This is a genomic window from Rathayibacter sp. AY1E6 (assembly GCF_002931115.1).
Classification (GTDB): Bacteria; Actinomycetota; Actinomycetes; order Actinomycetales; family Microbacteriaceae; genus Rathayibacter.
This window is the reverse complement of sequence record NZ_PSVK01000002.1, coordinates 1-13,062: the sequence shown is the minus strand read 5'-3', so window position 1 is coordinate 13,062 and position 13,062 is coordinate 1. Positions and strand designations below refer to the sequence as shown.

Sequence of the window (13,062 nt, the reverse complement as noted above, 5' to 3'; positions counted from 1 at the left end):
GCCGCACTCCGTTAACGGGCTCTTCTCATGACGCGCTCTGCGCTCAACGGGCTCCGCTCATGACGGCTCTGCTCACGCTCGTGCCGCGCCGACGATCGGTCCGCGCCGAGAGACCGGGTGCGCCAGGACCTGAGCCGTGCTGAGAGCCGGAGCGTACCGACCGCGGCACCGATCCGACATCCGCACGCCCTCCGGGGCGGGTCGCCGCCGGTCGCTGCGCATGCGGACGGCCGCGCCGTCCCGCGCGCGCTCCGCCGCTCAGACGTCCCGTCCGCCGACGCCGTCGCGCCGGATCTCGACCCAGGCGTCGACCTCGTCCCCCGCGTCGTCGGAGCCGAGGGCGCCCGCGCTGCCGTCGCCGGCCGTCCGCAGGCCCACCACTGTGACCGCCGAGGCCGAGTCGGCCGACGCGGTGCGCACCACCACGCGGTCGACCTCCTCGCGGATCCCGCTCAGAGCCTGGGCGAGCTCCCCCAGCACCCGTCGGCTCTCGCCCTCGGAGGTGCGGTCGAGGCCGCCGTCGTCGAGCACCGACACGGTCACCCCCCGCCGCCGCGCGTCGAGCACGAGACGCCGCACCTCGTCGTCCAGCAGCCGCCGGCCGCGGATCTCGTCGCGCACGGCCGCCTCGAGCAGCCGGCACTCGCGCCGCTCCTCGTCGGTGAGGCCCGGTCCCGGCTCGGCGATGCGCAGCAGCATGTCGGCGGCGAGGGCGCGGGTCTGCTCCAGCCGGACCTCGCGCTCCGTGAGGTGCGCCTCCTCCGCGGCCCGCCACGACGCGGCCGCGCGCTCGGCCGCCTCGAGCACGCGCGCCTCGGAGCCCGCGCGCCCGAGCTCGACGATGAGCAGCTGCGCGATCGCGACCCAGGCGATCCCCCCGACGACGCCGAGAGTGGCCAGCGCGGCCGGGCCGGCCCAGAACACGGTGTGCACGATCAGGAAGCCGACGCCGACCCAGGCGCAGGCCGCGCGCCGGCGGGCGCACACGATCGTCATGAGGGTGCCGACCGCGGCGATGTACCAGGTGGAGTAGCCGTTGGAGGCACCCGGATCGAGCGAGGGCGCGACCAGCAGCGGCAGAGCGACGGCGACCGCGGTCATCCCGACCGCGACGGGCAGGGCGAGCCGGGTCGTCGCTCCCGGCCAGAGGGCGACGACAGTCGCCGCGACGTACAGTGCGACCGCGACGAGGTCTGCCGGCGTGGCCGGGGAGATACGGAAGGAGAAGAAGGCGAGCACCACGTGGTACAGCGAGAAGCCGGCGCCGAGCGCCTGGAGCAGGGGGCGCGGGTAGGCGATCACGGCCCTCCTCCCGCGTCCGCCCGCCAGGAGAGGACGACTCGGGTGCCCTCGCCCGGAGTCGAGTCGACCCTCGCCGATCCCCGCGCGTTGTGCACCCGCTCGAGGATGGAGAGCCGGATGCCCAGCCGCTCGCGCGGGACGTCGGCGAGCCGGAAGCCGCGGCCGTCGTCCTCCACCACGACCTCCACCGCGCCGTCGCCCAGCAGCCCGTGCACGGCGCGGTGGACGCTGCCGCTCGGACCCGCGTGCTGGACGCTGTTGGCGAGCGCCTGCCAGACCGCGCCGAGCAGCGCCTCGGCCACCGGGCGCGGCAGCGTCGTCGCGCGCGGATCCACTCCATCGGCCGTCGCGACTGCGATCTCGGTCCCGAAGGTGGACGCCGCGTGGGCGAGCTGGCGCTGCAGGAGCTCGAGCGGGACCAGCCCCTCGGGCGGCTCCGGCTCGTGGTCGGGCAGCAGCACGGCGAGGGTGCGCTGCGCCATCGAGGAGACCAGCGCACGCTCGGCCGGCGACTCGGCGGAGGCGGCGGAGAGCAGCGTCGCGAGCACGTTGTCGTGCACCAGGGCGTCGACCTCGACCCGCTCCACCTCGCCGGCGTGCTGGCGCATCGCCGCCTCGTACTGCTCCATGGCCGTCGTCTGCGCGCGATCGATCTGGTCGGCCGACTGCCGGAGCACGGTGATCAGCACCAGCATCACGAAGCCGACGATGCCCACGTAGGCGGCGTCGAGGATCGCGCGGGTCGGCTCCGCCCCGCCGCCGGAGGGGAGGACGCGCAGCAGCCCGAACAGCACGGTCGTCACCGACACGTACGCGATCGCGATCCGGAGGGGAGCGGCGATCGTGCAGAAGGCGGTGCCGATGGTCAGCAGGTACCAGATCCACGGGGTCTCGCGGTCCGCGCCCCCGGTGGAGACGGCGGCCGGCCAGGTCAGGAGGGCGATGAGGACACCGACGGCGACCAGGACCGCCGTGATCCGCGTGCCCCGCCGCAGCACGGCGGTGACCACGGCGGCGGTGAGCGATCCGAAGACCAGCACCAGCACCGGCCAGGCCACCTCGGGGCGCAGGAGGGGCAGCTGCGCGAGGATCGGCGGGACGGTCTGCACGCCGAAGCCGAAGCCGAAGAACGACACGACCGTGCTGATGATCCGGTCGATGCGCTCGCGCCCGGCGTTGCGGCGGGCGATCGGCGCCTCAGCGCCCGCCATCGCCGTCGTCCGGGTCGATGCCCGGCAGGATGCCGTCCTCCACCGCGCGCCGCAGCAGATCGACCTTCGTCGGGGCGGGACGGCCGATCTCGACGTACTTGTCGCGGATCCGGTCGAGGTACTCCTTCGCCGTCGACACCGAGATCTGCAGCCGCTCGGCCACCAGCTTCAGCGGCAGCCCCGAGGCGTAGAGGTGCAGGACGTCGCGCTCGCGACGGCCGAGCACGGCCCGCGCGAAGTCGTCGTCGGCGTCGATGGCCGAGGCCCACTCCAGATTGTTGAGGACCTCGCCGCGGGCGACCGTGCGGATGGCGGCGACGACCGTCGACATGGGCGAGGACTTCGGGATGACGCCGGCCGCTCCCGCGGCGAGCGCCTCCCGCACGGCCACGACGCGGTCCGCGATGCTGTGGACGAGGACGGCGGAGCCGCGCACCTGCCCCCACTTGACGTTGCTGGTGATGCTCGAGCCGTCGTTCAGGGACAGGTCGAGGACGAGCACCTCGATCTCGGCGCCGCCGATCGTGCTCTCGAGGGCCTGGACGGTCTCGGCGGCGGCGACCACCTGCATTCCCGCGCTCTCGACGGCGGCGGCCACGCCCAGGCGCACCGACTCGTGGTCGTCCACGATCGCCACGCGCACGCGCGGGGCCTCGGCTGCGTCGACGTGGGGCTCCATCCCGCCCATGGTACGCAGACGCGGGCCCGCGGTCAGTCCTCTCGGCGGACCAGTCGCGCAACGGCCTCCACGTGGGAGGTGTGCGGGAAGAGGTCGAAGCCCTCGAGGCACTCCAGCTCGTAGCCCGCCCCGGTCAGGGCGCCCACGTCGCGGGCGAGCGCGACCGGGTCGCAGGCGACGTAGACGAGCTGCGCCGGCCGCAGCTCCGCCAGAGCGTCGGTGACCGCTCGGCCGGCGCCCGAGCGCGGCGGGTCGAGGACCACGGTCGCCGCGCGCCACCGCGCCCGCTCGCGCGCATCGGCCTGGGCGACGACGTCGCGGAGGTAGCGGTCGACGCGGGCGGTCACCGCGCGGGCGCCGACCTGGTCGGCCAGGTTCTCGAGCGCGTGCTCGGTGGCGCGGGAGTCACTCTCGACGCTGGTCACGCGCACTCCGGCGCCGAGGCGGTCGGCCAGCGCCGCGGCGAGCAGGCCGACCCCTCCGTAGAGGTCGTGGTTGGCGGCCGACGGGTCCGCCGCATCCGCGTCGACGGCGGCCTGCACGGCCTCGAAGAGCGCGGCGGCGGCTCCGCGGTGCACCTGCCAGAAGCCGGTGCGGTCGACCCGGAAGGTGCGGTCGGCGACGAACTCGCTCACCACCGTGCGGTCGCGGCGGGCGCGCTTGTCGGAGGGGTCGTGCACGAGCACCGCGGCTCCCTCGGACCCGGCCGCGTCGACGAGGTCGACCACCGAGCCGGGAGCGAGGCGCTCGCCGAGCGGTGCGGCCAGGGAGGAATCGGCGGTCGCGAGGGGCAGCGACTCCACGGTGACGACGTGGTGGCTGCGTGCCGCGTAGGGGCCGACCCGTCCGTCGTCGTCGACGTGGAGGCGGTTCCGCGTGCGCCAGCCGAGGCCGCCGGACGCGTCGTCCCCGCCGATCGGCGCGACCTCCACCTCGATCTCGCGACGGGCGAAGCGGGAGAAGGAGTCGACGAGCACGAGGCGCTTCAGCTCGCGCTGGTAGGCCAGGTCGGCGTGGCCGAGCTCGGCGCCGCCGACGCGCTCCTCCGGGCGGCGGTCGAGGGCGGCCTCGGGCCAGACGTGCTCCACCCGGTGCTCGGACGCCTCGAGCACCTCGAGCGCCTCGGCACGCCAGAAGCTGTCGTGCCGGACCTCGCTGATCCGCGCCCGCACGCGCTCGCCGGGGAGGACGTCCGGGACGAAGACGACGCGGCCCTCGTGCCGGGCGACGAACACGCCGCCGTGGGCGACGTTGCTAATGTCGAGCTCGATCTCGGTCCCGAGTGCGTCGTCGGCCCCGTCGGGGCGGGCGGATGCTCGGGACGGGGTCTGTGCCATCCGTCGAGCATCCCACAGCGTGGGCCCGGCCGCAGGGAGCCCTCGTGCGCCTCTACCTCGCCTCCACCTCCCCCGCGCGCCTCGCGCTGCTGCGAGCCTCCGGGATCGAGCCCGTCGTCGTCCCCTCCGAGGTGGACGAGCCCGCGGCCGTCGCCCGGGCCGAGCAGGAGCGGGGCGCGGCGCTGGACGCGGACGCCACCGTCTCGCTGCTCGCCCGCGCCAAGGCGCACGCCGTCCTGCGCCCGGACATCGACGGTCTGGTGCTCGGCGGCGACTCCGCGTTCGTCCTCGACGGGGTCGTCCACGGCAAGCCGCACGAGCCGGAGCGGGCCCGGGAGCGCTGGCGCGCCCAGCGCGGTCGCACCGGCCGCCTCCACTCCGGCCACTGGCTCGTCGACCACCGCGGCGGGAGGATCGTCGCCGAGGCCGGAGCGGTCACCTCCGCCGCCGTCACGTTCGCCGACGACATCGACGACGCCGAGATCGACGCCTACGTCGCCACCGGCGAGCCCCTCGAGGTGGCCGGCGCCTTCACCATCGACGGCCGCGGCGCCGGCTTCATCACCGCGATCGAGGGCGACCCCTCGACGGTGATCGGGATGTCGGTGCCGACCCTCCGCACTCTGGTGCGGAGCCTCGGCGTCGACTGGACCGCGCTCTGGAACCGCTGAGGCCCGTCCCGCCCTTGTGAGGAACCGACGAAGGCCCTCCGCTTCTTTGTGGTGAGCCGCGCCGGGCCGGGCGGAGCCGCCCCCTAGGGTTGGGGACCATGCCGAAGATTACGAAGGTGCTCGTCGCCAACCGGGGCGAGATCGCCGTCCGAGTCATCCGCGCCGCCCGCGACAGCGGGATCGCCTCCGTGGCCGTCTACGCCGACCAGGACCGCGACGCCGTGCACAGCCGCCTCGCCGACGAGGCCTACGCCCTCGGCGGGACGACCAGCGCCGAGACCTACCTCGTCATCGACAAGCTGCTCTCGGTGGCCCGCCGCTCCGGTGCCGACGCCGTGCACCCCGGCTACGGCTTCCTCGCCGAGAACGCCGACTTCGCCCGCGCCGTCATCGACGCCGGCCTGATCTGGATCGGCCCCGGCCCCGAGGCCATCGAGCGCCTCGGCGACAAGGTCTCGGCCCGCCACGTCGCCGAGAAGGTCGGCGCGCCGCTGGCCCCGGGAACCCTCAACCCCGTCTCCGGCGCCGCCGAGGTGCTCGAGTTCGTGGACCAGTACGGCCTCCCCGTCGCGATCAAGGCGGCCTTCGGCGGCGGCGGTCGCGGCCTCAAGGTCGCCCGCGAGCGCGACGAGGTCGAGGAGCTGTTCGCCTCCGCCACGCGCGAGGCCGTCGCCGCCTTCGGCCGCGGCGAGTGCTTCGTCGAGAAGTACCTCGACCAGCCGCGCCACGTCGAGACCCAGTGCCTGGCCGACGCGCACGGCAACGTCGTCGTGGTCTCCACCCGCGACTGCTCCCTCCAGCGCCGCCACCAGAAGCTCGTCGAGGAGGCGCCCGCGCCGTTCCTGACGGACACGCAGAACACCGAGCTCTACCGCGCCTCGAAGGCGATCCTGCAGGAGGTCGGCTACCTCGGCGCCGGAACCTGCGAGTTCCTGATCGGCAAGGACGGCACGGTGTCCTTCCTCGAGGTGAACACCCGCCTCCAGGTCGAGCACCCCGTGTCGGAGGAGATCACCGGCATCGACCTCGTGCGCGAGCAGTTCCGCCTCGCCGAGGGCGGCGTGCTCGACTACGACGACCCGGCGCCCCGCGGCCACTCCTTCGAGTTCCGCATCAACGGCGAGGACGCGGGCCGCGGCTTCCTCCCCGCTCCGGGCCCGGTGCACGTCTTCAAGGCCCCCGGCGGACCCGGCGTCCGCGTCGACTCCGGTGTCGTCGCCGGCGACGTGATCTCCGGCTCCTTCGACTCGCTCCTCGCGAAGCTGATCGTCACCGGCGACAGCCGCGAGCAGGCGCTGGAGCGCTCGCGCCGCGCCCTCGCCGAGTTCGAGGTCACCGGACTGCCGACCGTCCTCCCCTTCCACCGCGTGATCGTCGAGGACCCGGCCTTCGCCCCCGAGGGCGGCGTGCCCTTCACGATCCACACCCGCTGGATCGAGACCGAGTTCGAGAACACGATCCCGGCCTGGAGCGGCGAGCCCGGAGCGACCGACGAGCCGGCGGCCCGCCGGAACGTGGTCGTCGAGGTCGACGGGCGCCGCGTCGAGGTCACTCTCCCCGGCGACCTGGTCGGCTCGGGACCCGCCCGCGGGGCCGCTGCCGCCTCCCCGAAGCGCCGCGGCTCCTCCTCCGTCAGCACCGTCACGGGCGACTCCGTCGCCTCGCCCATGCAGGCCACCATCGTCAAGGTCGCCGTCGCCGAGGGCGACACGGTCGTCACCGGCGACCTGGTCGTCGTCCTCGAGGCGATGAAGATGGAGCAGCCGCTCACCGCCCACAAGGACGGCGTCGTGAAGGGCCTCGACGCGACGGCCGGAGCGACCGTCCCCGCGGGACACGTGCTCCTCCAGATCGTCTGAGCCCGTTCCGGGCCGCTCCCCGCGCGGCCCGGCGCGGTCGGCTCCTCGACGTGAGGGGTACCGCCGAGCGGGTCGCGTCGCGCTGCCGTCAATCGCTTCGCACGCGATTCCCGGTCGTGCGCTCTGCCGATGAAGGGCCGCACCCCGCGCGGCCCGGCGGAGTGGCGCGTCAGGTGACGATGTGCATGGCGCGCGCGGCGTCCGAGATCGAGCCGGTGAGGCTCGGGTAGACGGTGAAGGCCCGCGCGACCTGGTCGACGGTCAGGCGGTGCTCCACGGCGAGGGCGAGCGGGAAGATCAGCTCGCTCGCCTTCGGAGCGACGATGACGCCTCCGATGACGGTGCCGGAGCCGGTGCGCGCGAACAGCTTGACGAAGCCGTCGCGGATGCCCATCATCTTCGCCCGCGGGTTCGCGGCGAGCGGGAGCTTGTAGATCTCGCCCTGCGCGATGCCCTCCTCGATCTCGCGCTGGCTCCACCCGACGGTCGCGATCTCGGGCTGCGTGAAGATGTTCGCCGCGACGTTGCGCACCTCGGTCGGGTTCACGGCGTCGCCCATCGCGTGGAACACGCCGGTGCGGCCCTGCATGGCGGCGACGGAGGCGAGCGGGAGGAACGTGGTGCAGTCCCCGGCCGCGTAGATCGAGGGGACGCTGGTGCGGGCGACGCGGTTGACGCGGATGTGCCCCGACTCCGTCAGCTGCACCCCCGCGTCCTCGAGGCCGATGCCCGCCGTGTTCGGCACGGAGCCGACGGCCATCAGGCAGTGCGAGCCCTCGACGACACGTCCGTCCGAGAGCACGGCCTGCACGCCCTTCTCGGTCCGCTCGACGCGGTCGGCGCGCGACTTCGAGAGCACGACCATGCCGTTGCGCTTGAAGACGTTCTCGATCACGGCGGCCGCGTCGGCGTCCTCGCCGGGCAGCACCTGGTCGCGGGAGGAGATGAGGGTCACGCGGGCGCCGAGCGCACGGTAGGCGGAGGCGAACTCCGCGCCGGTCACGCCGGAGCCCACCACGATCAGGTGCTCGGGGACCGACTTGAGGTTGTAGAGCTGGGTCCAGCTGAGGATGCGCTCGCCGTCGGGTGCCGCGGTCGGGAGCACACGCGGGCTGGCGCCCACCGAGACCACGATCGTGTCCGCCTCGATGCGGTCGAAGTCCATGCCCTCGCCGCCGGCCGCCGTCGAGACGATCAGGGCGTTCGAGCCGTCCAGGCGCCCGTCCCCCTGGACGATGCGCACGCCGTGGTGCACCAGGTTCGCGCGCATGTCCTCGGACTGCTGGCGCGCGAGGCCGAGCAGGCGCTTGTTCACCGTCGCCAGGTTGACCGCCACGTCCGGGCGCACCGGCTTGTTCAGCTCCGAGCGGGTGAAGAACTGCACGCCCAGGTCGGCGGCCTCGCCGATGGCGTTGGTGGCCTCCGCTGTCGCGATGAGCGACTTCGACGGGACGACGTCGGTGATGACGGCCGAGCCGCCCACTCCGACCCGCTCGACCAGGGTGACCTCAGCGCCGAGCTGCGCTCCCGCGATGGCGGCTTCGTAGCCGCCCGGCCCCCCTCCGAGTACAGCGATCCTCTGCGCGCGCTCGAACTCGTAAGCCATGCTTCCCATTGTCCTCTCTCACTGAGTGTTCGCCCAATCGCGGGGTGTCGGATCGGCCGCGGGAGTCGCCCTCCGCCGCCGCGCAGCCCGTCGGTAGGGTGGGAGGATGTCCGACCAGACCCTGCACACCCTCGACGCCCCCGACGCCGATCCCTTCGAGATCGCGGCCCGCGCGGCCGCTCAGATCGCCGAGGCGACAGGGGTCGAGAAGCACGACATCGCCCTCACCCTCGGCAGCGGCTGGGGCAAGGCCGCCGACGCGATCGGCGAGACGACCGCGACGGTGGAGGCCACCGAGATCCTCGGCTTCTCCAAGCCGGCCGTGCACGGGCACGGCGGCACCCTGCGCTCCGTCCTGCTCCCCACCGGCAGGCGCGCGCTGATCATCGGCGCCCGCACCCACTACTACGAGGGCTACGGCGTGCGCCGCGTCGCGCACAGCGTCCGCACCGCCGCCGCGACGGGCGCGACGGTGATGATCCTCACCAACGGCGCGGGCGGCATCAAGGAGCACTGGACGCCCGGGACCCCCGTGCTGATCAGCGACCACATCAACCTCACCGCCGACTCGCCGCTCGAGGGCGCGACGTTCGTCGACCTCACCGACCTCTACTCCTCGCGCCTGCGCGACCTCGCCCGGGGGACGCGTCCTGAGCTGGACGAGGGCGTGTACGTGCAGTTCCGCGGGCCGCACTACGAGAGCCCGGCCGAGGTGCAGATGGCGAGGATCATCGGCGGCCACATCGTCGGCATGTCGACCGCCCTCGAGGCCATCGCCGCGCGCGAGGCGGGCATGGAGGTGCTGGGCATGTCGCTCATCACGAACCTCGCCGCCGGCATCCAGAAGACCCCCCTCAGCCACGAGGAGGTGCTCGAGGCCGGCCGCGACGCCGAGGACGACCTCGCCCGCCTGCTCGCCGGGATCACGGGCGCCCTGTGAGCGCCGACGTCCGGGAGCTCGCCGAGGCCTGGCTCGCCCAGGACCCCGACCCGGAGACGCGGGAGGAGCTGGTCGGCCTGCTGACCGCCTCCGACTCGGGGGACGCCTCCGCCCGCGCCGAGCTCGAGGACCGCTTCGGCGCCCGCCTGGCGTTCGGCACCGCGGGCCTGCGCGGCGCCATCGCGGCGGGATCCAACCGGATGAACCGCGTGCTGGTCTCGCAGGCCGCCGTGGGCCTGGCCGACTTCCTGCTGGCGCAGGGCGTCCAGCGGCCCGTGGTCGTGATCGGCTACGACGGCCGGAGGAACTCGCGCGTCTTCGCCGAGGACTCCGCCGCGCTGATGGCGGGCGCCGGCGTGGACGCGGTGCTGCTGCCCCGGCTCCTGCCCACCCCCGTGCTGGCCTTCGCCGTGCGCCACCTCGGCGCCGACGCCGGAGTGATGGTCACGGCGAGCCACAACCCGCCGCAGGACAACGGCTACAAGGTGTACCTCGGCGGCGCCGACGAGGGCTCGCAGATCGTGCCGCCGGTCGACTCCGAGATCGCCGAGCGGATCCTCGCGGTCGCGCGGGACCGGCGCGTTCCGGAGCTGCCGCGCGGCGAGTACCGGCTCGCGGACGAGTCCGTGGTCGCCGCCTACATCGAGGCGACGGCAGCCGTCGGCCGCCAGTCCGCTCCGCTGCGCATCGTCTACACGGCGATGCACGGGGTCGGCTGGGAGACGGCGCACCGGGTGCTCTCCGCGGCGGGATTCGACGAGCCGGCCGTCGTGGTCGAGCAGATCGAGCCCGACGCGGCGTTCCCCACGGTCGCGTTCCCCAACCCGGAGGAGGCGGGCGCCCTCGACCTCGCCTTCTCGACCGCGCGCTCCGGTCGCGCGCAGCTGATCGTGGCCAACGACCCGGACGCCGACCGCTTCGCCGCCGCCGTGCCCGACGCCTCCGCCCCGGAGGGCTTCCGGCGCCTCACCGGCAACGAGGTCGGAGCGCTGCTCGGCTGGCGCGCCGCCGAGCAGGCCCGCCGCGAGGGCCGCACCGGAGGAGCGCTCGCCTGCTCGATCGTGTCCTCCCCCGCCCTCGGTGCCGTGGCGGCCGACTACGGCCTCGACTTCGCCGAGACGCTCACGGGCTTCAAGTGGATCTCGCGCGTCCCCGACCTCGTCTTCGGCTACGAGGAGGCGCTCGGCTACCTGGTGAACCCCGGGACGGTCCGCGACAAGGACGGCGTCTCGGCCGCGCTCGCCTTCCTCTCCCTCGCGAGCGCGCTCGCCGCCGAAGAGCGCACGATCGACGACGAGCTGGAGTCGTTCGCCGAGCGGTTCGGGCTCTTCGGATCGGAGCAGATCTCGCTCCGCGTCACCGACCTCTCCGAGATCGGCCGGATCATGGCCGGACTGCGCGCGACGCCTCCGACCGCGATCGGCGGGCTCGCCGTCGAGCGGAGCGAGGACCTGCTCGCCGAGGGCGGCGCGCTGCCCCCGACCGACGCGCTCCGCTTCTCCCTGGACGGTGCCCGTCTCATCGCGCGCCCAAGCGGCACGGAGCCGAAGGTCAAGCTCTACCTCGACGCCTGGTCGCACGACTCCGACGCCGACGCCCGCCGGTCGGCCGTCTCGTCCCGCCTCGCCGCCCTGCGCACCGGCGTCGCGGAGCTCCTCGCGTAGGTCCCCCTCCGGTCAGCGGGGCGCGCGGACACCGATCCGCTCGCCCCGCTTCCAGAGCCACTCCACCGGACCGAGCTCGAACCGGCGCAGCCACAGGTGCGCCGCGAGCACGACGACCGCCGCGATGAGCAGGAACGCTCCGACGGTCGCCGGGACGCGCCACTGCGCGGCGGTCACCGCCAGCCCGAGTCCCCAGCCGTAGAAGAGGGCGCCGCCGAGCAGGTTCTGCAGGAGGTAGGCGCTCAGGGCGACCCGGCCGACCTCCCGCGCCCGTCGTGCCGCCCAGCCCTCGGCGCCCCGGCGGAGGCAGGCCTCGGCGAGGGCCGCGAGCAGGCCGAGCCCGACCAGGGGCGCGACGAGGTAGCGCTCGGCGAGCAGACCGGCGGCGCTCCCCCCGACGCCCAGCGCGAGGTCGACGGGGAGGGCGAGGGCGCCGAGGACCATCATGCGACGGCGGAGTGACGCGCCCTCGGCGGCGAGGACCCCCGCCCGATGGAGGCGCGCGCCGAGGAGGAACATCGCGAGGCTGAGGAGCCCGATGAGCACCGGCTCCGCACGGAAGACGCCCGCGTTCTGCAGCCGGAAGAGGGCGAGGCCGAGGAACGACGCGTCCGCGTAGGGGCTCCGGCCGGCCGGCCCCTGCCCGGCACCGTCCGGGCTCGCCGCCACGAGCGCCACGAGCGCCGAGATCAGGACGACGTGCAGAGCGCCGCAGACGAGGATCACGCGGCGCTGCGTCGTCGGCCGGGTGAGCAGCAGCCAGGCGACGACCGCTCCGGTGACGGCGTATCCCATGAGGACGTCGAACTCCGCGATCAGCACGTAGTTGACCGCGCCATCCAGGAGGAGGAGCGTCGCGCGCCAGAGGTAGCGGCCCGGCCAGCGCGTCCCGCGCCGGACCGCGGAGGCGTGCTGGATCGCGAGGCCCACCCCGAAGGCGAGGGAGAGGAGGGCGAGGAACTTGCCCTGCGCCAGCGCCATCAGCAGGAGCTGCGCAGTCCCGGCGGAGGAGGAGGTCTCGGGCGTCACCGGAACGGAGAGCAGTCCGAGCATCCCCCAGGGGTGGGAGAAGATCCAGATGTTCGTGCCGAGGGTCCCGATGATCGCGACACCGCGGACGACGTCCAGGGTCGCGATGCGGCGGCCGGCTTCGGCACGGGGCGGCAATACGGTCGTATTGGTCATGTCCGAGAGCGTAGCCTGCTCGAGCAGTCGAACGAGAGGGACGCCATGCCGGATCGGCGCGAGAGCAGGAGCGACATCCTCTCGGCGGTCGTCGCCGTCCTCTCGACCCGCGGGGCGGAGCACCTCAGCATCCGCACCGTCGCGGCCGAGGCCGGCGTCTCGGTGGGGGCCGTCCAGCACCACTTCCCGACGAAGCAGGCGCTGCTGGCCGGCGCGATGGCCCGGGTCGAGGAGCGCTTCCGCGAGCGGATGCGGAGCCGCCTGGAGGCCGAATCCTCGGCCGAGGTGCGGCTGCGCGTCTTCTGCGACGAGATCGCGTGCGTCGCGGACGAGGACGTCCCCGATGCGATCGTGTGGACCGCCTTCGCCTCCCGCGCCGGCACCGATCCGGAGATCCGCGCGATCCACACCGCAGGCTGGTCGCGAACGGAGGACGTCGTCCTGGAGCTGCTGCGCGCCGCGCATCCCGCGGCGTCGTTCGGCGCCGACGACGCGGCGCTTCTCCTCGCAGTCCTCGACGGCATCGCGGTCTCCCGCGCGGACGGCTGCTCGGGTCTTGGGGGGTCAGCGGGCGGCGAGCTGCTCGAGGACGTTGCCGATCATGCGGC

11 protein-coding genes are annotated in these 13,062 nt (G+C 74.1%); 5 read left to right on the top strand and 6 right to left on the bottom strand.

Features of this window, described 5'->3' with window-relative positions; translation table 11 throughout:
- Positions 1 to 258: 258 nt before the first annotated feature.
- The 4 genes from C5C46_RS01855 to C5C46_RS01840 are packed head-to-tail and all read right to left on the bottom strand — an operon-like array spanning position 259 to position 4,529.
- Positions 259 to 1,302 (bottom strand): hypothetical protein, encoded by a 1,044-nt coding sequence (locus tag C5C46_RS01855; RefSeq protein WP_104225461.1) that lies wholly within the window; start codon positions 1,300 to 1,302, stop codon positions 259 to 261.
- Positions 1,299 to 2,513 (bottom strand): sensor histidine kinase, encoded by a 1,215-nt coding sequence (locus tag C5C46_RS01850; protein ID WP_104225460.1) that lies wholly within the window; start codon positions 2,511 to 2,513, stop codon positions 1,299 to 1,301. The genes C5C46_RS01855 and C5C46_RS01850 overlap by 4 nt, the downstream gene beginning before the upstream one ends.
- Positions 2,500 to 3,201 carry a response regulator transcription factor gene (locus tag C5C46_RS01845; protein ID WP_104223169.1) on the bottom strand — a complete coding sequence of 234 codons (702 nt, stop codon included), beginning with the start codon at positions 3,199 to 3,201 and terminating at the stop codon, positions 2,500 to 2,502. Before C5C46_RS01845 ends, C5C46_RS01850 begins: the two co-directional genes overlap by 14 nt.
- 23 nt (positions 3,202 to 3,224) lie before the next feature.
- The gene (locus C5C46_RS01840; protein ID WP_146078916.1) at positions 3,225 to 4,529 is read right to left on the bottom strand and encodes a class I SAM-dependent RNA methyltransferase; all 1,305 of its coding nucleotides are present in this window, start codon (positions 4,527 to 4,529) and stop codon (positions 3,225 to 3,227) included.
- A gap of 44 nt (positions 4,530 to 4,573) precedes the next feature.
- Here C5C46_RS01840 and C5C46_RS01835 point away from each other — a divergent pair, with 44 nt between their 5' ends.
- Positions 4,574 to 5,200, top strand: a complete 627-nt coding sequence (locus C5C46_RS01835) for a nucleoside triphosphate pyrophosphatase (RefSeq protein WP_181027094.1) — start codon at positions 4,574 to 4,576, stop codon at positions 5,198 to 5,200.
- Between the two features lie 98 nt (positions 5,201 to 5,298).
- Entirely contained in the window at positions 5,299 to 7,059 is a 1,761-nt protein-coding gene (locus C5C46_RS01830) for a biotin carboxylase N-terminal domain-containing protein (protein WP_104225459.1), read from the top strand.
- Between the two features lie 169 nt (positions 7,060 to 7,228).
- On the opposite strand, the gene C5C46_RS01825 is transcribed toward C5C46_RS01830, so the two are convergent.
- Positions 7,229 to 8,665, bottom strand: coding sequence for an NAD(P)H-quinone dehydrogenase (locus C5C46_RS01825; RefSeq protein ID WP_104225458.1), 1,437 nt, complete (start codon positions 8,663 to 8,665; stop codon positions 7,229 to 7,231).
- Positions 8,666 to 8,771: 106 nt separating this feature from the next.
- Between C5C46_RS01825 and C5C46_RS01820 the strand changes: the two genes are divergently transcribed.
- Together C5C46_RS01820 and C5C46_RS01815 are read left to right on the top strand one after the other, a co-directional pair.
- Complete coding sequence (locus tag C5C46_RS01820) at positions 8,772 to 9,605, top strand: purine-nucleoside phosphorylase (RefSeq protein WP_104225457.1); 834 nt, start codon at positions 8,772 to 8,774, stop codon at positions 9,603 to 9,605.
- Positions 9,602 to 11,269: a phospho-sugar mutase gene (locus C5C46_RS01815; RefSeq protein WP_104225456.1), complete on the top strand. Its 1,668-nt coding sequence runs from the start codon at positions 9,602 to 9,604 to the stop codon at positions 11,267 to 11,269. Before C5C46_RS01820 ends, C5C46_RS01815 begins: the two co-directional genes overlap by 4 nt.
- Before the next feature lie 12 nt (positions 11,270 to 11,281).
- On the opposite strand, the gene C5C46_RS01810 is transcribed toward C5C46_RS01815, so the two are convergent.
- The gene (locus tag C5C46_RS01810) at positions 11,282 to 12,454 is read right to left on the bottom strand and encodes a DUF418 domain-containing protein (RefSeq protein ID WP_104225455.1); all 1,173 of its coding nucleotides are present in this window, start codon (positions 12,452 to 12,454) and stop codon (positions 11,282 to 11,284) included.
- Between the two features lie 45 nt (positions 12,455 to 12,499).
- Between C5C46_RS01810 and C5C46_RS01800 the strand changes: the two genes are divergently transcribed.
- The coding region (locus tag C5C46_RS01800) for a TetR/AcrR family transcriptional regulator (RefSeq protein ID WP_146078915.1) at positions 12,500 to 13,062 on the top strand (563 nt) is incomplete at its 3' end.

What these genes read in the sequence shown, in the direction of transcription:
- C5C46_RS01820 (WP_104225457.1), top strand. Translation starts at nt 8,772, where the DNA reads ATGTCCGACCAGACCCTGCACACCCTCGACGCCCCCGACGCCGATCCC.
- C5C46_RS01840 (WP_146078916.1), bottom strand. Translation starts at nt 4,529, where the DNA reads ATGGCACAGACCCCGTCCCGAGCATCCGCCCGCCCCGACGGGGCCGAC.
- C5C46_RS01845 (WP_104223169.1), bottom strand. Translation starts at nt 3,201, where the DNA reads ATGGGCGGGATGGAGCCCCACGTCGACGCAGCCGAGGCCCCGCGCGTG.
- C5C46_RS01825 (WP_104225458.1), bottom strand. Translation starts at nt 8,665, where the DNA reads ATGGCTTACGAGTTCGAGCGCGCGCAGAGGATCGCTGTACTCGGAGGG.
- C5C46_RS01850 (WP_104225460.1), bottom strand. Translation starts at nt 2,513, where the DNA reads ATGGCGGGCGCTGAGGCGCCGATCGCCCGCCGCAACGCCGGGCGCGAG.
- C5C46_RS01830 (WP_104225459.1), top strand. Translation starts at nt 5,299, where the DNA reads ATGCCGAAGATTACGAAGGTGCTCGTCGCCAACCGGGGCGAGATCGCC.
- C5C46_RS01810 (WP_104225455.1), bottom strand. Translation starts at nt 12,454, where the DNA reads ATGACCAATACGACCGTATTGCCGCCCCGTGCCGAAGCCGGCCGCCGC.